Genomic DNA, 22,562 nt, shown 5'->3' on the forward strand with positions numbered 1-22,562 from the left:
TTGACACATCCAAACATACTTGATCTTCTTAATGAAACCGGATCTTCATCATTCATTTTGTTCATCATTTTTTTCTGTTTTGCCTTTAGATAAAAACCAGCCACCTAAGGCGATAAGAAGCATGACTGACCAGAAGATTGTATTCCAGATAGGTCCTTCGACAAAATCGTGTGGAATGATGTGAACGGACGGATGAGCGAGGGTATGCATAAGTAACTTAACCCCAACCCAACCGACAAGTAACATGGCTGCAGTCTCTAGGCTTGGGCGCTCTGTCAATATCTTAACAAAATACGCTGCTGCAAACCGGATAACAATCAATCCGGCTATCGCTCCTAATAAGATAACGATGAATTTAGCGCCATCCATGCCTCCGATATCCCCCATGGGAGTATCCGGCAACGCCAAAACAAGTGCGACTGCCGCTAAGATCGAATCAACGGCAAAGGCTATATCCGCTAATGCTATTTGCGCAACAGTCATACGGTAGCTTTTCCCTTTTTTGTCTTTTTCGCCATGATCCTTTTTCAATAGATGTTTTAATGAGATGAAGATTAAATACGCTGCACCGATTGCTTGAACTTGCCAAACGTGGAAAAGGTACGAAATGATGAAGATTGCACCTATCCTGAATATAAAAGCTAAAAGCAATCCGATATTGATCGCTTTTTTTTGCTGCTCCTTCGGTAAATGCTTTGACATGATGGCTAATACCAATGCATTATCAGCAGATAATAATCCTTCCAAAATTATTAAAATAATTAACACCCAGCCATACTCCAATAATAAAGTCAGTTCCATATTAGCCCCCTAATTGATTCTTTTAAATCTATAAGTAAGCTACCCTGGCTTAAATCCTTTTTCGATCAGGATAAAGTCATTCCGGCTTTTTCTTCATTAATATTGTCCCAATGAAGCGGATTTCTTATTCAAACTCTTCAGACACGATACTCGGCAGGGCACCTTGGCTTTATAATATATTCCAGTACACTTGCATTAAGTTCCTTTTGCGAAAAATCGCTATCTCACCCGTAATTTTTGACCGATATAAATTTTGTTCGCATCTTTGATTCCATTTAAACCGACTAGCGATGTTATGGTCGTTTTATATTTTTTTGCGATCGAGCTAAGTGTATCTCCTCCCTTTACGATGTATATCGATGATGGTTCTTCGCATGCATTTATCCTGTCGAGAGTCTTAAAAGAACGTATGGTCTTTGAAAAATCCCGATAGGCGATATTTAAATCCACCTTCGTCCTGATACCATCGACTTCTCCCGAATTAGAGTGCTGCCAAATATCCGCACTGCGTCCCAGTTTGCTGTTGTATCTGGCAATCCACAAGGGATACTTCATCAATTTTGATTCATCTAACGCATTTTCAAGAAAAGATTTTCCAGTATAAAGCATGGCAGTATGCCCAGCTTCTTCAACTGTTTCAAGAAAAGCAATGGCCGAGTCGGTTAGTGCTTGTTTTCTTGCAGCCTTTTTATTTTCTTCAAGGTCAAGCACGAGCGGATAATTTAATGAAAAAGAGCTTATGGCATCTAAAAAATAGGCGGCCTCAGCCCTTGCTTCGGCTTCAGTAGCAAATTTCGCATAGTGATATGCCCCCACCTTCAATCCAGCCGCCAATGCTTCGGGTGCATTTTCTTTAAAATAGGAAAGCTTAGAATAGCTCGTTCCCTCCGTTGCTTTAATAAATACGAACTCCACACCAGCTTTTGCAACTTTTCTCCAATGGATAGCACCTTGCCAATGTGATACATCAATGCCCTTCAACTGAGTCATCTAATCACGCTCCTCTTGTTCTATAGCTTTTATGTATTGGATCACATAGACATCGCTTTAAGTAATCACATTCACCTCTTTTATTTTAGGTGTTCGTTTTATTATCAATACCCCATTTCCCGACATCTAGACAAAAGGAATCAAGATTCATACATACTGTACTGACAGCATTCACTGGAAAATTTTTGACCCCTTTTTCGCGAGTAACCGGTTGGGTCTATTGAATCACTGCTAATTTCTTCGGAACATCTCTTTTATCTGTCATCATAGCGTAACGAATATTACCCATTCAGGCTTCATAAGATGAGAGGAAGAAAAAATGAAAATTAAAGGAGGCTATATAATGAGCAAGCAAGTGGTTGGCATATATGAAGACGGTGAAGATGCAGTGAAAGCCGTTGAAGAGCTTTTAATCCAAGGATACAAGCGCAATGAAATATCCATTGTTGCGAAAAATCGCAAGGAGACTAAGGTGATAGAAAGAAAAACGGGTACGAAAGCTGAAGAAGGATTGGCTACAGGTGCTGCAACAGGGGGAGTCATTGGCGGGACGGCGGGTCTTCTTGCCGGCGCAGGTGCATTGGCGATACCAGGAATAGGACCTCTGCTTGCCGCAGGACCTATTGTTTCTGCATTGGCTGGAGTGGCGGTTGGCGCAGGAACCGGCGGATTGGCTGGTACGCTGATCGGATTGGGAATTCCTGAAAAAGCCGCGGAAAGGTACGAAACCGGTATAAAAGCTGGGAAAGTTTTAGTATTAGTGGATAATGATATTAAAGAAGGACCCCCTACTTATAGGAGATGAAGCTAAAATAACATAGAGTGCCAGGCAACACTAAAAATCTTGAAGACATCGTTTGCTAATGATTATTTAATGCCCTTCATTGGAGGGCTTTTTTTTTTTACATAATTCATTACGTTTTGGATGATCATCGTTCCAGAACTTATTTAAATCAGGATTCACTTCATTATAGCTTGAAGGTTACAAGCAGGAAAAGAATTTCAGCCCAACAAAATAATTATTTCTCTAATTGGAATGATAAGAATATCATGTGAAGGAGTGATAGAGTGGACAAACAACAATCGATTAAGACACTGAATAAATTCTTACAGGGATTATACATGGGCGACCACAGTTATGGACATTTTATAAAAAAACTGCAAGATTCTCCATTAAAGGAGTCGTTTATTTCCATTCAGCAGGACCAAAAAAAACATGCGGCACGGATCTCAGAAAGGATTCAAATTCTTGGCGGTACACCTGTAACGAGTGAAGGAGTCATTGGCAAGGTTGAAGGGGTAATTGGAAATATATTCGAAAAGTACAATACAGACGAGGAAATTGTTAAACATGCCATAAAAGGAGAAAATATATATGGGATAAGAATGTCTGAAGACCTGGTAAGGGATAAGCTTGATGAAGAAAGCCTGAGACTGGTTCAAGAAATTCTTGATCAAGACAGAGAACATGTGGATTATTTAAAGTCCCTTCTACATTCCTAGATCAGCCTTCTTCAAGGAAGGTAATTTCATCAAGAACGTTCGACAACATAGATACTCCGACTCATTTATTATGAAAGCTACTGATTGATATCAGTAGCTATTTATATCTTTATTGAAGCATGTTTTTCTATGATTGTCATATATTAACGACATGTTTACTTGTTCAATAGCCCTTATTTACCTGTACTTGGTTGTCTAGTGGTTCTTCTTTTTCTATTTTCGAAAGCGTTTGTAAAAAACATTCCACCCCTTCTTCCGGTGAAGTGATGGCTGATATGTGAGGTGTGATGAATATGTCAGGATGTTCCCAAAGCCATGATGTTTCCGGCAACGGCTCCACTCCAACCACATCTAAAATAGCCTTACGGACCCGATTCATCCGGAGCGCTTCCCTTAAAGCCATTTCGTCGACCGTTCCCCCTCTTCCGATATTCATGAACCCGCTTCCGTTCAGTTGATTGAAAAAATCTCCATTAAATAGCCTGGAAGTTTGTTTAGTTAATGGAAGTGTACTAATGATCCAATCTGCATCCATCAACAGATCTGGAACATCCTCTGACTTCAACACATCCTCAAAATGCTTGGCCGCTTTTCCGCTTCGTGACACTCCCGAAACCCTTATCCCAAATGAAGAAAGAATCCGCGCGATTTCCTGCCCGATCTCCCCAGTGCCGTAGATGACAACATGTAGGGTATTTAGTAATCGAGGTTCCGCCTGCCTCCACTGTTTTTGACGTTTTAATCGGGCAAATTCATCATGCATTTGAACATCCTTTAATATATAGCTTAAACAATATTCCCCAATTCTTTGCCCAAACGAACCAATTGTCCGAGTAAGTACCACTCGTTCGTCCCACTTTCGTTCAAATAAATACTTATCGACCCCTGCCCCTGTCGAGTGGACCCATTTTACGTTTCCGAACTCGAAATTGGCGGTAGGCGATAGACTTACATACGCATCTGCCCACAAAAAATCATCATGTGATACAACATCTTCTTTAAGAAAACGAAATTGTTTGGACAAGTTCTTGGATGTTAAAATGCTCTCCATTTCTTTATAAATATGACCGGTAATTAAAATGTTTTCTATGTTCAAATTTATCCCTCCCTATGTATAAGTCCTATTATAAATGGTATATCCAGCTATGCTAGTTTTTACTTTATATTAACGTTCAATCCACTCAGTATACATATCCTGTCAAGTTCCTTCCTAACTTGCTGCTAGGTAGCCTTTCACTTCCTCCTCCTTGCCTCCCTACAAAGTTTCATAGGAAAGCTTTAATGAATGGGCTTCAATTTATTTTCATGCTGTATTAATGGAGGAAAACAATTTTATTCATCGCTAGAAAATCCCGCCAAAAAAACCGATTTCCAGGGCAAGTAATCGGTTCCAATCTTTGCTTTTCTTTTTATTAAGGAACTGCCCAGCGTAAAAACATAAATAAAATGACGCCCGAGAGTACGGTTGCCAGTAAACTACGTGTCTTTATCGCAATTAAAAAAGTGGGAATGGCCGCTAAAAGGTGTACATTATCGGTTATAGAAGGAAACTTTCCATCATGAATCAATATTTCCTGACCTATCAACGCTGCCATAACAGAAATAGGAACATAATTTAACCATCGCAATCCCCACTCTGGTAATTCAATCCGGCTAAGAATCATTAATGGCAGTACCCTTGGGATGAACGTTACGATAGCCGCTCCTACAATTACCAAAAAAACACCCAAGCTTATTTCCATTTTTCCACCACCATCCCTATCGTTGAGGCAATGACTGTAGCGACAATGATTGCCATACTGCTGGACATGACCAAAGAGCTTCCCACAGCAACGACAACTGCAATTATAGCCACAGCTACATCTCTTTTGATTTTACTTCTGCCTAATATAGACAGCACGAGAATGCCGATGAACATGGCCGGCAATGCAAATTCCAGGCCGAATTTTTCAGGGTCTGAAATCCATTGGGCCAGAAGAGCTCCTGCCATATTGGCGATAAACCAATTTAAATAGGCAGTTATATTGAGGCCATGCATCCACTTTTCACTAATGTTTGTCTTTTTCGCAGTTTGGTTAATAGCCACACCAAATGTCTCATCCGTGAGCAAAGCCCCTACAAACATGTTCCTCAGTGGAGAAAGATGACGAAAATACGGCGATAGCGCTGCACTGAGTAAAAGGTGACGCAAATTGACAAATAATATGGTAATAATAATAGCCATGGGTGAACTGCCTGCTGCGATCATTCCTGCCGCAATGAATTGAGCTGATCCAGCATAAAGTACCAAACTCATCAACGCAATCTCTGCCATGCTTAAACCCGCTGTTTTTTGAACTACGCCAGCGGCTAACCCAATACTTAAATAACCGAGCAACGTAGGAACGCAATCTTTCACCCCTTTCATAAAACGATCTTCATCTCGTGGTAATGCAGTTGTCTCCACATGGACGTTCTCTAGACTCACCTTACTTCCTCCTTACTCTACATTTTTCAACTTAAGGTATAACGCTTCAGCATACTGGATTTTACCTATACCCTCGTTGCCGGCCAGAGGGCTTCCACTTTCTAGAACCCATTTCTTTCATGCCCACTTAGCTACAAGAAAACGTTTTCCTGTTTTTGTCGTTCATTCATTATATTAGTAGTTAGTATAATACTTACTTAGCAAACTTTCAAACCTTCCCCCTAAATCATTAGTTGAATATTTTCATCAAAAAAACGCGCTTCTTTCTTCCATTAAAAATACGCTATTCCTTCCGGTATTTCTACAGAAGGAATAGCGTATTTGTTAAGAAGGGTGATTGCGTCATCAAAACATATCAAATCTTCTTTTTTTATATCCTTTGCTGCTTCTTCTGAAGAATGTTCTTATGAACATCTGGCCATTCACTAGCTACAATTGAATAATAAGCTGTATCCCTGATACCGCCATCACTAGCAGGGACGTGTGCCCTGCGCACACCTTCAAAAGTGGCGCCAAGCCTTTGTATGGCGGAACGGGAACGTACATTTCGCGCATCGGTCTTCAACGTGACCCTGATCGTTTGCCACAAGTCAAACGCATGGGCAAGCATCAATAACTTGCATTCCGTGTTGACACCAGTGCGCTGGGCCGAGGCTGCATACCAAGTGCTGCCTATCTCCGCCACTGTTGGCGGGTTTGGATTGGCAGGTGATGTGCCTTTGGATGCTCCTGGTGGCCATGACGGAGGCCATGTGAACACTTCAAGGTCAAGAAACCTGGTCGTTCCGACAATCCTGCCCGTATCATTATGGCGAACAACGAACGGCAACACGCTTCCTTCCGAGTGGGCCTTCAAGGCTCCTTCAATATATCGTTCAGTTTCTTCCAGTCCATCAGGCACGTTGGTATAACGATAGGTAGACCTATCTTCCGACGCTGCCTCGCAAAGGTCATGGACATGATCAAGAGTCATGGGCTCTAAGCAGACTAGATGACCACGAAGCGTAACCGGCTTTAACATGGGAGCATCTCCTTCGATTTGTTTGTTTTTCGTTCAGAATCCATATTTTATCATTATCTACTATCCCGTAATAATGGATAAAAAATAAATTCCACTTCAACCCGTAATTCCTCCTGAATCTCTTCATTTATATGTGCTATGCCTGAATTGAAGCTGTTAACCTTAACCAAAACCTATGGAGTACTGTGATCAGTGTTCGTGGTACATATGTTTAAGCTTCTCTTGATCGGATACATGAATCCAAGGGAGATCCATATGGTCTAGATTATTGCCGGGCGTAATTATCCGGCTATTTAATAGTTCATAGATACAATCATTCATTAAACGCATATCTTCATCGGATATTTTCCTATTATAAGTTGCAGCAGCTCCACTGATATGTTCAGTGACACCGCTAATCAGCCCGCGCTGCTTCAAAGAACTTCCAATCACTTCTCTAATGGCCGCCAGACTAGTCAAAGGGAATACACTCAGATGTCGAACAATCATTTTTAATATATCATCTTTAGTTAAATCCATTTCATTATGATTCCGCATTTCAACAACCCCCTTTTGTCAAAATATTCTCCATACAAAAGGGTTTTACCTCCTTTATCCATAAAGAAAGACAATATCAGGTACAATTAATGGGAACCGTTCCCTTTACCCCTTGAATGTTGGCGTCATCTATTTTAAGAGAGCATATTATTTATCTATGTACTTTCTATATCGTTATGGACGTTTTAGCAGATAGATTCATTTTTATCTTAATTGTGCCCCTCTGGATTTTCGAGGGCATTATACTAATCTTGCCACATCATTAACTCGGTATGGTATAATATACCTGTATAAATAAAAAAGGAAGTGTATAAATGACTAATTCACAAAAAATTAAAGATGTTCTGGTTCAGATAAAAATTGACGCTCAAACAATCGATCCTGATTCAAACACGATTGAAAATCACGATTTGATATTAATTGGCGAGAAGTTCAACAAAATCGACAGCATAGAATTTTGTCATAGCTTGAAAGAAATTCATGAAATTGATATCTCCTATGCAGATTTACTGAATATCATCCCTATTGTATGCAATGCCCTTAATATGAAAAATGAGCCCGCGTTTTTTGGAGAAGATACTAGCAAATTAGCAGGATACTATATTGAACTATTTTAATACAGTCGCCGAAATGGGTTTGATTTACTCTCATTTACAACGACTTTCCTTAAGAACATTTTATGGCTAATTGTCTGTGGGGGTTTTATGCTTTTCACTCACTTTTTTCAACATCCTGCCCCCGCTCTGACAACAAGACCTCCCCGTATTACCTAACTCCTTATGGATCATACTCCTTACAATTATTGGTCCATATACTATTTTATTTGCACCTCATCTTCTGGACATTCTCTTTGAGAAAGCGCCTTTTTGTTGTTTTTTTCAATTTGCTCCTGACGACCGATATATCTCCTCAATTGTCTGTCCCTTTGCCCGTGCAAGGATCTCAATTCGTACCATAAGCTGTTTTTCAGAGTATTTTCTAATTTCAGATCTGTATTGCTTTAATTTTTCCCCCTCGCCAATAACGCCCTCAGCGTTTAAGCAGACAGAAAGTGGTGTCAATTCTTCGAGCTTTTTGACCACCCGATCAAACAGATGAGGATGTTCACAAATCATGCGCTGAAGTAGAAATGTTCCATATGCAATATGCCTTGATTCATCTTTCTTTAAGTGATCGATTCCCTCGATAAGGCCAGGCATTTTACCAATCGTTTTCAGTCCATCGTAAAATGATTTATATCCCGTTTCAGCCAATACACCTTCTACGAACATATTGTATACTGTTGCTGCGTCGGCTATTGCTTCGGGTGTCTGTTCATGCCATAGACGCTCCATTGTTTCGGGTAAGATTTCATAAAATATCTTACGATAGCTAGTTGAATGCAGGTGGGAAAGATCACCTTTTTCATCAATAGCATTCAAAACGAGCCGAAAAAACTCAGTATGTTTAGCTTCATCATATAAAAATGTAGTCAGGAACATCTCTTCCTCCAGCCTACCTTCTCCCGCAATCACCCGAAGCAATGGAAGTAAGTCAAGCGTAACCGCTTCTTCCCCTCCCTGAAATTGGGCAAGAAGTCTTAACATCCAGTCTTTTTCTTTAACGGATAGTGTTTTCCAGTCTTCTTGATCTTGTGAAAAATTAATATGCTGTGGATTCCAAATTCCAAACTTTTTTGCTTTTTGATACAACTGGTACGGAAAAGAATCTTCCATTAATCCTTTCGAGCTCGTCGTTAAAAGTTTCTTTCTCACATATATTCCTCCTTGTTATGTATCAGTTTATGCAAAGAAGAAAATATACGTTTGGACAAAGCATTTTTAGGCACGAAAAAAACCCGCATCCTTCTTCGCAAAAATAGTCACTAATCCTCCAGCAAGAATGCCGAAGGAATTTCACCAAACATCACTCCGAAACCAAAAAGCATTCCAGAATGTTCCGTTACATCACGGAGTGACTACTCCAGTAAATTACTGTGCTGATATCTTTTATTTCCAACCTATCTCATAAAAAAAAGCTTCCGCACAATCCCTTGTACGGAAACTAACCATAAGATATTTGTTTTCAATTTAACAAAGAATAAATATTGGCATCAAATGGAACGTTATTCTGATACATATAATTTCTCAATAGCCCTTCTCTTTTAAAGCCTAGTTTTGCTAATACTTTACTCGATGCTTTATTTTCAATAAAGACAACTGCTCCAATACGCATCAACCCCAGCTCATTAAATCCATAGGAAATCACTTCTCTAACAGCTTCTGATGCATATCCTTGACCCCAATGTTCAGAAAAAAGAGCATAGCTGATATCCGCTCGCTTATGTTCTTGAGACCAATCTTGAAACCCAATAGTACCGATAATACCATCCGTACCTTTGCGCTCAATTCCCCATTTCATACCATTTTTATCATCGTAATTTTTCGAAAAATTCCTGACAATTTGTTTCACCTGATCAATACTCGTCAATGGCTTTTGTCCGTAATACCGTAATACATCCGCACTAGAAAAACACTTTAAAATATTTGGTGCATCCTCTTCAATAAGTTCTCTCAAGACTAACCGTTCGGTTGCTAATATAGGGAACATAATCCCACTCCTTTTGTTTACACCCAATTTCCCTCATGTCCTTACATTATAAGGAAAATAACTAATATCAGTATACAACAAACCGTTTTTTTCGTTTATTAAGAGTGCTGTTTGCTCATACTTTGTTGCTATTCACGAAGTAATACGGTGCGGTTGATTTCCCCTCCAAGCTCGCTTTCAGCGGTGCAGCTCCAATCGACCTTAAATACTTTCGTTTTAAACCAACAATCTTCACGATAAGAGCCATAAAGAAAACTGCTCCTCCATCGTTTGAGTGCCTAACAATGGGGGTGCAGTTTTCACATTTGGGTTAGTTAACAGTAACTCACCTATACATCTTAATGGTCCAGCAAGGACGATTCCTGCTGACCACATTATGTCCCAATGTGTGGCCTTGTGGCAGTTTTCCCTTTAACCTGCTTTAACGTCGCAACTATAAGAAAGCTAACAATCACTAGTAAGAGCCATGAACTCACCTTTCCTAGATGAACGAGACTCCACGCATCAGTTTGGTTTGGGTATTCCCAAGCTCCAAAGAACGTTGCGATATTTTCGGCTATCCATATAAAAAATCCGATAAGTACAAAAGAAAGTGCGAGTGGCATGCGATAGCGGGTTCCATCAATCTCATATATGACCCACGATTGCCAAAAGACGATAATGACAAGCCCGGATAGCACCCAACGAACGTCCAGCCAAAAATGATGGATGAAGAAATTCAAATAAATTGCAGCCGCAAGAGATACAACCAATAAAAACGGTGGCCACTTAACCAATTCAACCTTTAGCCTTCTCCACGCCTGGCAAAGATAACTCGCTACACTTGCGTACATGAACCCGCTATACAAAGGCACTCCAAAAATCTTCATATATCCTTCCTCTGGATAAGACCAGGAGCCCATATGTACCTTGAAAAGCTCAAGCGCAAGTCCTATAAGGTGGAACAACGTAATAACCTTAAGTTCATCCCGGGTTTCAAGCCCGGAACGCAGCATCAACCATTGCATCAGGAGGCAGATAATGAGCATCCAGTCATACCGTGGCAGGAAAGGGAGAGGCAGGAGTTTCGTTAAAGCCAAAGAGGCAAATATGACGACTGGAAACAAACATGATAAAGCCTGCTCCCAACCAAAACGACCGAGCTGTTTAAATGCTCTCATGAATTGTGACTCCGCTTTTTTAACGGTTACATGCATAAGTACCCCTCCTCGCAGCATTTCCCTTTTCGTTTACTGTATATCTGCATCATTTCGGTATTCTATAATATCTCCGGGCTGACATTCCAAAGCTTTACAAATTGCCTCTAAAGTTGATAATCGAATCGCTTTTGCTTTTCCATTTTTCAAGATTGAAAGGTTTGCCATCGTTATCCCGACCCTCTCCGAAAGTTCCGTTACGCTCATTTTCCTTTTAGCTAGCATCACATCAATATTGATTATAATTGCCATATCATTCACCTCAGACCGTTAAATCGTTTTCTGATTTTATATCTATGGCATTTTTTAATAGCCGTTGAAGAACAGCAGCAAAAACCGCAATCACCATAGAAGCAAAAATAATGACCAACCCAATTACGATGATACCTGGTGCATCGTCCAGCTCAGCCATGAAATAAAAAAATGGCATGCCCACTACATACAAACTACTGATTGTCATCGCACAATATTTTATCTTTTTTAAAGCCATTACAGATAATCCCGAGAATGCCTTGTTTTTGTCAATATAGCTTAAAAGCTTAAGCGCTTGATATAACGCAACGTAAAAAGGTATTGCCGTTACATACATATAAATAAAAACAAGAACATTCAAAAAAGGAATATTTGGAAATAACTCTACTGCAAACCTTGCTATTTCAGGCACCAAAAAGATGCACAAAGCAAGAACCGGCAGCCCAATAAGAATAACAGCTATCTTTAAAAAGAGTGTCGACACTCGATTCATGAAAAAACACCTCACTAATTTATTGTCAAATTTATTTTAATACAGAATTTATTGTTTTACAATAAATAAATGTTGTTTTTAATTATATTCTTATTGTTACAAACTTATCTAAAAATTATTTTTTCGGATAAATGCCTCGATTTCATTGAGTTCATCAAGTTATATATATCTATAGATATGACTTCCGCTGACTCTTCCTTTTACCGCAAAAGGTTATTTTTGTCCCGCCACTTAAGAACCAAAAGACACCAAGAAAAAAGCTAATTTAGACGTTCACACCCGATTCCTCTTTTTTTCTGGTATAATATACCTGATATGATTGGAGGTGTTAACAAAGTGAAACGACAAATAATAACCGAGGTATTGATCGAACTAAGAAAATCCGCCTTAACAATCGATTCAAAAGAATCTTGGAAAGAAGTCATGAAAAAATACGATATGATCATAGGAGGTGCAAGGTTCAATAAAATAAGTACTATAGAACTGGAACATTCATTAAAATCAACCTTTAATTATGAAATTGATAATGATGAAATGCTCGAGTTAATTCCTCAAGCATGTCATGCACTCGGAATGAAAACAAAACCAATGGAATTATTAAATCACCCCCTAAAAATAGATGCATATACTATTGATTTATTTTGATTAGTGTTTGTAATCTTTGCAGTCACCTCTGTATTCCCATTCACAAACTCCTTTTCATTCCGTTGGAACTTAAATCCTCACATCCTAAAGAGCAGTTTGTGAGGTATTTTTTTAACCTTTCTTTTATCTCCCCACCCTTCAGCAGAATCAAAAAAAGTGTCCACACCCATAAGCCTCAATGAGTTTTATTCAGCTGGCCCTCTAGTAATTTTGTAAAACACAAAGAGCGTTACCTCTATTGGCTAACGCTCTTTGTGTTTTATTCAAATAAGTAAGGTAACGATTAACCTTCTTTCTCTTCGGTATCTTCTTCATATAAACCGTTTCCAAGATAAATAGGGCCGTTTGCATGATCAATTCTTATTGGCCATTCATACGGAACTGATATACGACTAGCGACATTTCTCCAAAATTTACAAGAATCGGCTTCAAAGTCTTGAAACTCTTTTAATAATTCTTTATAAGAAGAACCGTCAAATTGGATATTCATATCCTGCAACCTCATCAAAGCACAATGTCTTATTTCAAGCTCTGCTGCCTTCTCCATTTCTTCATCAGTTGCCTCATCAATAATGGTTCCTGGCGGGGGTAAGAAAGTATATATATTATCCACTTCTTCTCCCATTCCTTGTGTGGGAATAAATTTATTCCGGATCCTATTAAGCATAAACTCAACTCCCATTGGTTTTCTTCTAGTATATATTACCTATCCTACCGAGTAAACTAAATAACCTTAATATTCTATTTATATTTTAAGTTGTGGACGATTTTTGATGAAACTCAAAGCGTCTGTATTTTGATTTTAAGATAACATTGCAAAAGCATGCCAAGGGTAGTGGTTCTTCTTAAGTGCGAATGTTTTCAAACAAGAACGAGAAGATTATACAACTCATCAAGGTGAAAAAGGCATGAATCCGGTTGATCACCGGGTTCATGCCCTCTAAGTTGACTGTTTACCTTTTAGGTTCAATTCATATGTAATTTAGATATTAAGCAACTGGCTCTTTTACCTTGAAAAGCGTACTTACAATTTGTTTGGATTCATGAGATTCTAAAGCGGCTAGAATCACAGATAGAGACTTTGCCCCTTCCTCTCCTGATACGGCTGGCTCTTTATCTTCTACGATAGCATATACGAAATGTTCAATGACATGTGAGTTGTTTTGACCGCCATCATCGTTCGATTGAATTTTGCCAAGCTCATAATTTACAACTTCTCCTGTTGCGTATTGTACAATTAAGGAATACGTTGGATGATCTTCTAAACGTAGAATTCCTTTCTCACCGTAAATAATCGTGGAGTTATCTTCTTGACCAACATACGCCCAGCTAGATGCAAGCGTTCCAATAATTCCACTTTCTGTTTTTAAAACACATACTGCGTTGTCATCGACATTTGCAAAATCTTTAGCAGTCGTTTGAACAAATGCACCTACTTCAACGATTTCTTCACCAAGAATGTAACGAAGTAAATCTGTTTTATGTACACCTAAATCTCCCATAGCACCAATAAACGCTTCATTCTTCTTAAAGAACCAGCTCTCTTTTCCGTCAACACTCCATTGCTCAGGTCCACCATGACCAAAAGTTGTGCGAAAACTGTATATTTTTCCAATTTCACCAGTTTCCATCAGCTGACGTGCTTTTTGATGGGAAGAAACGAAGCGTTGATTGTGACCGATCATAAGTTTTTTACCACTTTCATTTGCAGCTTGAATCATAGCCTGTGCTTCTTCGCTTGACGTCGCCATTGGTTTTTCACACAATACATGAATGCCTTTGTTCAGAGCTAATATTGAAATAGGCGCATGCAAATAGTTTGGTGTACAAACACTCACTGCATCCACCGTACCGCTTGCGAGTAATTCTTCATAATTTATGTAAGCTTTTGCACCATACTGCTCAGCAACTTCGATGGCGCGCTGTTCGTTTATATCACAAACTGCTACTATCTTTACTTCCTTATTCATTTTATATTCTGGTAAATGGCGGTTTTGCGCGATACTTCCACAGCCTATAATTCCAACTTTAACTGTTTTCATAATCATCTTCCCCTTTTGTTTCTTAATTTTTCACTTCGATTTTTTCCAGTGGTTGTGCATTTCCGTATATAGGACGTTTTCTGTCAACTCGGTGTGCCCATTTAACCCCATTTATAATGACACGTTGAATATCTTTATTGTGATAGGTTGGATACGTTTCGTGTCCTGGTCTAAAATAAAAGACTTTTCCATTTCCTCGTGTATATGTGCAGCCACTGCGGAAAACTTCTCCGCCTTCGAACCAACTCGTAAAGACTAATTCGTCTGGAGCCGGAATATCAAAATGCTCCCCGTACATTTCTTCCTTTTCTAATTCGATATACTCTCCAATTCCTTCTACAATTGGGTGGCTTGGCGCGACAACCCACAGACGCTCTTTCTCATCCGCTTCACGCCATTTCAAATCACAGCTCGTCCCCATTAATGCTTTGAAGATTTTGGAGAAATGACCAGAATGCAATACGATTAAGCCCATTCCATCCAATACACGCTGCTTGACCTTTTCAACGACTACGTCATCTACTTCATCGTGAGATAAATGTCCCCACCAAATCAGCACATCTGTTTCTTTCAATACAGCATCTGTTAAACCATGTTCGGCCTCATCTAATGTAGCTGTTTTTGCATCCAATCCACTTTCTTTTAAAAATGCTGCGATAGCACCATGAATACCTTCAGGATAAACTTCCCTTACAACCGGATTTTTTTGTTCATGTCGATTTTCATTCCATACAGTTACTTTTACCATCATACATACCCCTTCTCATTTTCATTTTATGCATTGAATTTATTCTGCGGATCAACTGCTTTTTAAGGCTCCCATTTAGCGGCCTGTTATCATGCTATCGGTGGTCATTCCCACAAATGATGGTTGTTGTGCTTGCAACTTTTTTAGTAAAACTTCACTTGCAAATAAATCCGATACTGTCGGTTTACGATTAATTAAACCTCGTATTGTTGCATTAAACTGATAATGCAATATCTACGTAAACGTTTTCTAAAAACACACTAGCACATGAATAAAACGTTTTCAATATATTTTCAGATATTTTCGAATTTTGTTGTACTTTATAGATTACCTGATTTTAGCTAAATTGACTGCCTGTTGCATGGTTTAAAAAAGGGTTTTTATTGCTTCACGCATTGCTGTTTTCCCAACTTTTTTCTAAAGTAGCTCATTCTGATAGAACCATCACAGTTCTCATTTTTTGTTCATATACGTTCCCTGATTATATCTGGCAGTTTATCGTTCGTTATCGTTGTTTGCATGCACCATGACCGTTTACGATTGGCATTCTCTATTTCTCGCGCCATAATTAGTGTAATTGCCTCTATTCAACGGAGATACTATTCGTTTTGAAAAAGAAAAAATTGAGCATTCAAATCATCTACCGGAAGTTAGAATATTCAAAAACTGACATGAATTGTATTGAAACCGCTTTATTTATATGTTACTGTTTTTTAGAAAACGTTTACGCAGAAAGTTGGTGCAACATGTCGATTACCATTAAAGATGTAGCAAAACAAGCAAATGTATCCGTTGCGACTGTTTCTCGCATTTTAAATAATTTGCCTGGCTACTCGGATGAAACGCAGCAGCGAGTAAAAAAAGTAATCAAAGAACTTGGTTATCAACCTAATGCCGTTGCACGCGGTCTAATTAATCGCAAAACAAAAACGATAGGGGTACTTGTTCCCAATGTATCCGATTTATTTGCCAGTGAGGTTTTAGCAGGAATTGAGGAGCAAGCTCATGAGTTTGGTTACAGCGTAATGATATGTAAAACGAATCATGATGGTAAACGAACGATCAACTACTTGCATGCATTGTATGAAAAACGGGTGGATGGAATTATTATCGTCAGTGAATTTATCACACTAGATTACTATAAAGCAATTGAAACAAATAATGTACCTGTTGTATTAGTGGCAACTCAATCAGACTATCCCCTTCCCTTTATTAAAGTTGATGATTATCAAGCTGCTTACGATGCCACGACGTATTTAGTAAAAAAAGGGCATTCACATATTGGAATGATTGCAGGAACAAAAAGCGATGCCATTTCGACAACTCCACGTGTAAAAGGCTTTACAGACGCATTGAATGACGTAGGGATAACCGTGACCAATGAAATGATCACGTATGGGGATTTTTCTTTCAAGAGTGGTATAGAGGGAATGGACAAACTATTAAAAAGTTATCCAAAAGTAAAAGCAGTATTTTGTGCAAGCGATGAAATGGCTGTAGGAGCCTTATCACTTTTATATAAAAGAGGAATCAGAGTGCCTGAACGTATATCACTGATCGGCTACGATAATACAGCTACAGCTGAGAAGGCCATTCCCCCGCTTACAACGGTAGCGCAGCCTTTATATAAGATGGGGAAGGATTCCATTCAACTATTATTGAATCCAGCTTTAAAAGTAAATCCGCTTTATCCTCACCATATTGCTGAACGTGATACAGTCCATTCATATAGCGAATAAAGGGGAAGTTACAAGTTGGGGTGATTACACTGTTATCACTCCACTAATAAAGAACTTAACGTAAACGTTTACTATCATGGATGGTTCCGTTTGAGTAAACGTTTACTTAAACATAAAAAATCGAAAGATGGGAGAAAAGAATATGAAAAAAATGTGGAGTTGCCTCTGTACCACAGCTTTGATAGCCAGTTTACTAACGGGCTGTACTAACCAAACAACAGCTAATGAAAAAATCCATATTGAATTTTTTCAAAACAAGCCTGAAGCTGTAGCGACGTTTGATCAACTAATTGAAAGGTTTGAAAAAATGCACCCAACTATTGATATTGAACAGAATAACGTTCCTGATTCGGAGACGGTATTACGGACGAGGTTGGTGAAAGAAGATGTACCAGATCTGTTGGCAATTGGAGGAAATACTACATATGGCGATATTGCAGAAGAAGGCTTGTTTTATGATTTTTCGGAAGATTCCGCCATCGAAAAAGTTATACCAGATTATGTTAATATGCTAAATTTATTAGGCAGAACGAATAAAGAAGATAATGGCATCCCCTTCGCGACGAATGCAAATATGCTCTTGTATAACAAGGACAAGTTTAAAGAGTTAGGGTTACAAGTACCTAAAACATGGGATGAATTAATTAACGTATCAAAAAAGATTCAAAAACAGGGGGAAATACCTTTTTATTTTACGTATAAAGATGCTTGGACTGCAATGGTCCCATTTAATGCCTTAGCAGGAAACTTGCAAGGTGACAACTTCATTCAAGATCGTAATTCTAATAAAACAACTTTTACAGAGCGTTACAAAGAAACGTTAAAAAAAATGCTTACATTGCTAGATTACGGTCACAAAGATAATTTTGGTCGTGACTATAATGCAGGAAATCGGGCGTTTGCAAATGGAGAATCAGTTATGTATATCCAAGGAAGCTGGGCGATCTCAGCAATTAAAGCCATTAACCCAAAGATTAATCTCGGCTCCTTTCCCTTACCTGCATCCAATGATCCATCTGAAAACAAACTCGTATCAGGCGTGGATACTGCCTTAACCATGTCAAAAGATACACCCCATAAAAAAGAAGCGTTAATGTTCATTCATTTTTTATTAGAAAAGGAAAATTCACAGTATTACATAAACGAACAAAACAGTTTTTCAGCTGTTAAACAAGTCTTACAAAAGGACGAAGCATTAAAGGAGCTAAACCCTTACTTTGAACAACAAAAAATCACTAGTTTTCCGGAACACTACTTTCCTGCGAGTATGCAAGCTGCCAATTTAATTCAGGACTTCCTGATTAAAGGACAAGTCAAACCGTTCCTGGCAAAGCTGGATAGTGAGTGGAATAAGATCAAAGCGAGAGAATAACAAGGGGGAAAAACGCGTGGCTAAACAATCCAAAGTTTATTACTGGATGGTGCTTCCAGCATTTTTAATATTTTTCATATTTCATACAGTTCCGGTTTTTCAAGGTATGATTTATAGTTTTACAAATTATAAGGGGTATGGAGATTTTAATTTTGTCGGCTTTAAAAACTATGTGAACTTATTCAAAGACCAGCGTATATTGGCTTCCTATGGCTTTACATTTAAATTTGCCATAGTTTCCACTATACTCGTAAATATCATTAGCTTGGCTATTGCCCTCGGACTTAATGCAAAGATTAAATTTCAACATACACTTAGAGCGGTGTTTTTCGTGCCAAATATTCTAAGCGTATTAATCGTTGGTTTTATCTTTAATTATTTATTTGCTTTTTTCATACCTCAAATTGCTGAACAATTGAACATTACATCTTTAACACAAAATATTCTTGGTAACCCGGATTTAGCATGGATAGGGATTGTAATTGTGGCTGTATGGCAAGCTGTGGCATTTAATACCATTCTCTATTTAGCAGGATTACAAACGATTCCAACTGAATTGTACGAAGCTGCCAGCTTAGATGGTGCGGGAAAATGGAAAAGTTTTTTACACATTACCTTCCCACTTATCGCATCTTTCTTCACCATTAATATGGTGCTTGCAATGAAGAACTTTTTAATGGTATTTGACCATATTATAGCCATGACAAATGGAGGTCCTGGTCAGTCTACGGAAGCCATTTCGGTATTGATATATAAAGGGGGCTTCTCAGGAGGGGAATTCGCTTATCAGTCAGCAAATTCCGTAATCTACTTTATTTTAATTGTCGTTATTTCCGTCCTGCAAATTAAATTCCTTCAAAAACGTGAGGTGGATATGTAATGGAAAGTAAAAAAGTAAATTGGCCTTTAACCATACTGCTAATATGTTGCTCACTGGTTATCTTATTTCCCCTCTACCTAACAGTCGTAACAGCATTCAAGTCGCCTGATGAAATGAGTAGATCCCTTTTATCTCTGCCAAATACATTAAGATGGGAAAACTTCACAGAAGCCATTCGTCTGACGAATTTTTTTCAATCCATTAAAAATAGCTTTATCGTTACAGTCTTTACAGTGGCTCTTACACTTTTGACAAATTCGATGGTCGCATATGCCATTGCACGTAATATGCATAAGCGATTTTTTAAGTTTCTTTATTACTATTTTGTTAGTGCGATGTTTGTACCTTTTCCAATCATTATGCTGCCTGTCGTCAAGCAAACTAGCCTTTTTGGATTAAATAATATGACAGGACTTATCTTTCTGTATATTGTATACGGTTTGGCTTTTAATATTTTTATTTATGTTGGCTATATACGATCGATACCCAAATCATTAGAAGAAGCGGCTTATGTAGATGGAGCAAGTATTTGGACTGTTTTTTGGAAAGTTATTTTTCCATTATTAAGCCCTATAAACGCAACTGTGGGGATTTTAACATGTTTGTGGGCCTGGAATGACTTTATGTTACCGCTTGTTATTTTAAGTGATCGTGATTCGATGACATTGCCACTAGTTCAATATGTTTTCCAATCACAGTTTACTACCAATTACAACTTAGCATTTGCCTCGTATTTAATGGCACTCTCCCCCATGGTCCTTGTTTATGTCATAGCTCAAAAATGGATTATTAGTGGTGTGACAAAAGGTGCTGTCAAATAACGAGAATCATATGAGGAAGGATGATAAACTTGGAGAAAAAATGGTGGAAAGAAAGTGTTGTTTATCAAATTTATCCACGAAGTTTCATGGATAGTAATGGGGACGGAATAGGAGATTTACGTGGAATTATTTCAAAGCTTGATTATTTGGAGGAATTAGGAGTCAATGTCGTTTGGCTTTCTCCTGTTTTCAAATCTCCAAACGACGATAATGGCTATGATATTAGTGACTATCAAAACATAATGGATGAGTTTGGTACCTTGAATGACTGGGATGAACTTTTAGAAGGATTACATTCACGTGAGATGAAATTAATGATGGATTTAGTTGTTAATCACTCATCAGATGAACATCAGTGGTTCATTGAATCACGTTCATCAAAAGATAATCCGTACAGAGACTACTATATTTGGCGCCCCGGCAATGATGAAAAGGAGCCAAACAATTGGACCTCAGTCTTTAGTGGTTCAGCTTGGCATTATGATAAAGAAACAGATGAATACTACCTTCATCTGTTCAGCAAAAAACAGCCTGATTTAAATTGGGCAAACCCTACAGTAAGAAAAGAAATTCATGACATGATGATATGGTGGCTTGATAAGGGCATCGATGGTTTTCGCATGGATGTGATTAACCTCATTTCGAAAGCGGAAGGATTGCCAAGCACTCCAGGCGGAAAGCTTTACGATTGGGGTGGCGATTTCTTTATGAATGGTCCTCGTGTGCATGAGTATCTACAAGAGATGAATCGTGAGGTACTTTCGAAGTATGACATGATGACGGTTGGCGAATGTCCGGGGGCATCCGTTGAAGATGCCACTAAATATGCGAATCATGAAGGTACTGAATTAAATATGATTTTCACATTTGAACATATGGAATTAGACTCAGGACCAGGCGGAAAATGGGATGTAAAGCCTTTAAAGCTGATCGATCTTAAAGAATGTATGACAAAATGGCAAATAGGGTTGGAAGGAAAAGGATGGAATAGCCTTTATTTAAACAACCATGATCAACCAAGAATGGTCTCCCGCTTTGGAAATGATACATCCTACCGAGTCCAATCCGCAAAAATGCTGGGAACATTCCTTCATATGATGCAGGGAACGCCTTATATTTATCAAGGTGAGGAAATAGGCATGACAAATGTTACATTTGATATTGATGATTATAATGATATTGAGATTCTGAATATGTACCGCGAAAAAGTAACGGAGGGCCAAGAGGATCATGCAAAAGTCATGGATTCCATTTATATGAAAGGACGTGATAACGCCAGGACTCCTATGCAATGGGACGATAGTCAAAATGCTGGCTTTACAACAAGTACTCCTTGGTTAAAAGTGAATCCAAACTATGGCGAGATAAATGTGAAGCAAGCATTGGCAGACTCGAATTCTATCTTTTACTACTATCAAAAGCTAATTAAGTTAAGAAAAGAATATGACATAATCGTATATGGTGCATATGATCTTATTTTAAAAGAAAATGAGCGAATTTATGCGTATACACGAACTTTAGATAACGAAACATTACTTGTTTTATGTAACTTTACAGAAGAAGCAGCCTCCTTTGAATGGCCAGAACATCTTAGCTTTGAAGCTGGACAGTTGCTAATCCATAACTATGCGGATCAAGGCAGTGAGGATATTTCTTCTACTACATTAAAACCTTATGAAGCGCGCGTTTATCTTTTAAAGTAACTTTATATCGGAAAAACTTAACCTTTTGGTACGTTTCAGGCTGTAGACAAACTTGGATGAAAATCGAGTTTGTCTATAGATTTTTTATGGATGAGTGCCATTTGAACGTTGGTTTCCACTATGCGGGAATAATAAGTTAGTATATCATAGCCCACATAGCTGGAAGAGCTGTACTTGGCCCGTTCCTTTCCACTGCAGGCGCTCCCTTATCCAGAGGCGGTCCTTGAGCCTCCTTGTCTTTCAGCCTGCGGGGTCTCACGTTAACGCGCATTTCTAAGCAGGAGACTCGCGCCCTCCGTTTCATTCCACTCTGCATTAGAAATTTTAGATGGAACCACAAATAACCAATGTTTTGGAAGAATTCGAATTTGATAGCTTCTTTTCATTTCAAGCACTCGCTCATTAAGGGTGAGAGTTCCATGGCGTATGCCTCCCTGTTCTCGACCTTGGATATGTATTGAGACTACTGAAAAAGTGTTTTCTTTGAATAAACTACAGAAATCTTTATCAATATCTAATAAATTTAAAAGAAGTTGATTATCTACATATAGTAGGCATTCAACTTCTTTTTTTCTTTATTATGACTTTATCAATTTATCAGTGTACTCGCTTGAAAACTAATGTTAGAATCGAAATTGCAATCTTTATTGAATGCTTTGTACATGTACGTTTTTTTTCACTGCAGGCGGTCCGTGAGCCTCCTCGGCTTTTGCACTGCCCCCAATAAATTGGACATCTTTTTACTAAGCAGCTTGCTCAAAAC

Annotated in this window: 25 protein-coding genes; 9 read left to right on the forward strand and 16 right to left on the reverse strand. The window is 38.5% G+C overall.

Annotated features, from left to right (window positions below; all coding sequences use genetic code 11):
* Positions 1-48: 48 nt before the first annotated feature.
* Positions 49-801, reverse strand: coding sequence for a TerC family protein (locus ASU00_RS21520; RefSeq protein ID WP_057915512.1), 753 nt, complete (start codon positions 799-801; stop codon positions 49-51).
* A gap of 219 nt (positions 802-1,020) precedes the next feature.
* The gene (locus tag ASU00_RS21525; RefSeq protein ID WP_057915513.1) at positions 1,021-1,791 is read right to left on the reverse strand and encodes a GH25 family lysozyme; all 771 of its coding nucleotides are present in this window, start codon (positions 1,789-1,791) and stop codon (positions 1,021-1,023) included.
* 343 nt (positions 1,792-2,134) lie between these two features.
* Between ASU00_RS21525 and ASU00_RS21530 the strand changes: the two genes are divergently transcribed.
* Positions 2,135-2,596 (forward strand): general stress protein, encoded by a 462-nt coding sequence (locus ASU00_RS21530; RefSeq protein WP_057915514.1) that lies wholly within the window; start codon positions 2,135-2,137, stop codon positions 2,594-2,596.
* Positions 2,597-2,859: 263 nt separating this feature from the next.
* Complete coding sequence (locus ASU00_RS21535) at positions 2,860-3,294, forward strand: ferritin-like domain-containing protein (RefSeq protein WP_057915515.1); 435 nt, start codon at positions 2,860-2,862, stop codon at positions 3,292-3,294.
* Between the two features lie 163 nt (positions 3,295-3,457).
* On the opposite strand, the gene ASU00_RS21540 is transcribed toward ASU00_RS21535, so the two are convergent.
* From ASU00_RS21540 to ASU00_RS21560, 5 genes are all read right to left on the reverse strand, one after another.
* A complete protein-coding gene (locus tag ASU00_RS21540; protein ID WP_057915516.1) occupies positions 3,458-4,390 on the reverse strand; it encodes a D-2-hydroxyacid dehydrogenase in 933 nt (310 codons plus the stop codon).
* Positions 4,391-4,706: 316 nt separating this feature from the next.
* The gene (locus ASU00_RS21545) at positions 4,707-5,036 is read right to left on the reverse strand and encodes an AzlD domain-containing protein (RefSeq protein WP_057915517.1); all 330 of its coding nucleotides are present in this window, start codon (positions 5,034-5,036) and stop codon (positions 4,707-4,709) included.
* On the reverse strand, positions 5,027-5,761 hold the full coding sequence (locus ASU00_RS21550) for an AzlC family ABC transporter permease (protein ID WP_057915518.1): 735 nt from the start codon (positions 5,759-5,761) through the stop codon (positions 5,027-5,029). Before ASU00_RS21550 ends, ASU00_RS21545 begins: the two co-directional genes overlap by 10 nt.
* Before the next feature lie 370 nt (positions 5,762-6,131).
* The gene (locus ASU00_RS21555) at positions 6,132-6,782 is read right to left on the reverse strand and encodes a GNAT family N-acetyltransferase (RefSeq protein WP_057915519.1); all 651 of its coding nucleotides are present in this window, start codon (positions 6,780-6,782) and stop codon (positions 6,132-6,134) included.
* Positions 6,783-6,971: 189 nt separating this feature from the next.
* Complete coding sequence (locus ASU00_RS21560; RefSeq protein WP_057915520.1) at positions 6,972-7,319, reverse strand: hypothetical protein; 348 nt, start codon at positions 7,317-7,319, stop codon at positions 6,972-6,974.
* A gap of 314 nt (positions 7,320-7,633) precedes the next feature.
* Here ASU00_RS21560 and ASU00_RS21565 point away from each other — a divergent pair, with 314 nt between their 5' ends.
* The gene (locus ASU00_RS21565; RefSeq protein WP_057915521.1) at positions 7,634-7,936 is read left to right on the forward strand and encodes a hypothetical protein; all 303 of its coding nucleotides are present in this window, start codon (positions 7,634-7,636) and stop codon (positions 7,934-7,936) included.
* Positions 7,937-8,197: 261 nt separating this feature from the next.
* On the opposite strand, the gene ASU00_RS21570 is transcribed toward ASU00_RS21565, so the two are convergent.
* The 6 genes from ASU00_RS21570 to ASU00_RS21590 all read right to left on the reverse strand — a co-directional run bounded on the left by ASU00_RS21570 (position 8,198) and on the right by ASU00_RS21590 (position 11,849).
* The gene (locus tag ASU00_RS21570; protein WP_057915522.1) at positions 8,198-9,073 is read right to left on the reverse strand and encodes a R2-like ligand-binding oxidase; all 876 of its coding nucleotides are present in this window, start codon (positions 9,071-9,073) and stop codon (positions 8,198-8,200) included.
* 310 nt (positions 9,074-9,383) lie between these two features.
* A complete protein-coding gene (locus ASU00_RS21575; protein ID WP_057915523.1) occupies positions 9,384-9,908 on the reverse strand; it encodes a GNAT family N-acetyltransferase in 525 nt (174 codons plus the stop codon).
* 115 nt (positions 9,909-10,023) lie between these two features.
* Positions 10,024-10,155, reverse strand: a complete 132-nt coding sequence (locus ASU00_RS26740; protein WP_269085346.1) for a hypothetical protein — start codon at positions 10,153-10,155, stop codon at positions 10,024-10,026.
* A 127-nt stretch (positions 10,156-10,282) separates the two neighbouring features.
* Positions 10,283-11,068, reverse strand: a complete 786-nt coding sequence (locus tag ASU00_RS21580) for a DUF817 domain-containing protein (RefSeq protein WP_082630559.1) — start codon at positions 11,066-11,068, stop codon at positions 10,283-10,285.
* A 69-nt stretch (positions 11,069-11,137) separates the two neighbouring features.
* Complete coding sequence (locus ASU00_RS21585) at positions 11,138-11,356, reverse strand: helix-turn-helix domain-containing protein (RefSeq protein WP_057915525.1); 219 nt, start codon at positions 11,354-11,356, stop codon at positions 11,138-11,140.
* A 10-nt stretch (positions 11,357-11,366) separates the two neighbouring features.
* The gene (locus ASU00_RS21590; RefSeq protein WP_057915526.1) at positions 11,367-11,849 is read right to left on the reverse strand and encodes a DUF2975 domain-containing protein; all 483 of its coding nucleotides are present in this window, start codon (positions 11,847-11,849) and stop codon (positions 11,367-11,369) included.
* Positions 11,850-12,185: 336 nt separating this feature from the next.
* Between ASU00_RS21590 and ASU00_RS21595 the strand changes: the two genes are divergently transcribed.
* Entirely contained in the window at positions 12,186-12,494 is a 309-nt protein-coding gene (locus ASU00_RS21595; RefSeq protein WP_057915527.1) for a hypothetical protein, read from the forward strand.
* A 283-nt stretch (positions 12,495-12,777) separates the two neighbouring features.
* On the opposite strand, the gene ASU00_RS21600 is transcribed toward ASU00_RS21595, so the two are convergent.
* From ASU00_RS21600 to ASU00_RS21610, 3 genes are all read right to left on the reverse strand, one after another.
* The gene (locus ASU00_RS21600) at positions 12,778-13,161 is read right to left on the reverse strand and encodes a hypothetical protein (protein WP_236712801.1); all 384 of its coding nucleotides are present in this window, start codon (positions 13,159-13,161) and stop codon (positions 12,778-12,780) included.
* Between the two features lie 322 nt (positions 13,162-13,483).
* On the reverse strand, positions 13,484-14,536 hold the full coding sequence (locus ASU00_RS21605; RefSeq protein ID WP_057915528.1) for a Gfo/Idh/MocA family protein: 1,053 nt from the start codon (positions 14,534-14,536) through the stop codon (positions 13,484-13,486).
* A gap of 22 nt (positions 14,537-14,558) precedes the next feature.
* Positions 14,559-15,284 (reverse strand): ThuA domain-containing protein, encoded by a 726-nt coding sequence (locus ASU00_RS21610; RefSeq protein ID WP_057915529.1) that lies wholly within the window; start codon positions 15,282-15,284, stop codon positions 14,559-14,561.
* Between the two features lie 746 nt (positions 15,285-16,030).
* Between ASU00_RS21610 and ASU00_RS21615 the strand changes: the two genes are divergently transcribed.
* The 5 genes from ASU00_RS21615 (at position 16,031) to ASU00_RS21635 (ending at position 21,799) form a co-directional block, all read left to right on the forward strand.
* Positions 16,031-17,023, forward strand: a complete 993-nt coding sequence (locus ASU00_RS21615) for a LacI family DNA-binding transcriptional regulator (protein WP_057915536.1) — start codon at positions 16,031-16,033, stop codon at positions 17,021-17,023.
* Between the two features lie 142 nt (positions 17,024-17,165).
* On the forward strand, positions 17,166-18,395 hold the full coding sequence (locus tag ASU00_RS21620; protein WP_152983814.1) for an ABC transporter substrate-binding protein: 1,230 nt from the start codon (positions 17,166-17,168) through the stop codon (positions 18,393-18,395).
* Positions 18,396-18,441: 46 nt separating this feature from the next.
* Positions 18,442-19,275: a carbohydrate ABC transporter permease gene (locus ASU00_RS21625; RefSeq protein ID WP_082630560.1), complete on the forward strand. Its 834-nt coding sequence runs from the start codon at positions 18,442-18,444 to the stop codon at positions 19,273-19,275.
* Positions 19,275-20,096: a carbohydrate ABC transporter permease gene (locus tag ASU00_RS21630; protein ID WP_057915531.1), complete on the forward strand. Its 822-nt coding sequence runs from the start codon at positions 19,275-19,277 to the stop codon at positions 20,094-20,096. Before ASU00_RS21625 ends, ASU00_RS21630 begins: the two co-directional genes overlap by 1 nt.
* Positions 20,097-20,125: 29 nt before the next feature.
* Positions 20,126-21,799, forward strand: coding sequence for a glycoside hydrolase family 13 protein (locus tag ASU00_RS21635; RefSeq protein WP_057915532.1), 1,674 nt, complete (start codon positions 20,126-20,128; stop codon positions 21,797-21,799).
* Positions 21,800-22,562 lie beyond the last annotated feature (763 nt).

The organism is Peribacillus muralis (assembly GCF_001439925.1).
Lineage (GTDB): Bacteria > Bacillota > Bacilli > Bacillales > DSM-1321 > Peribacillus > Peribacillus muralis.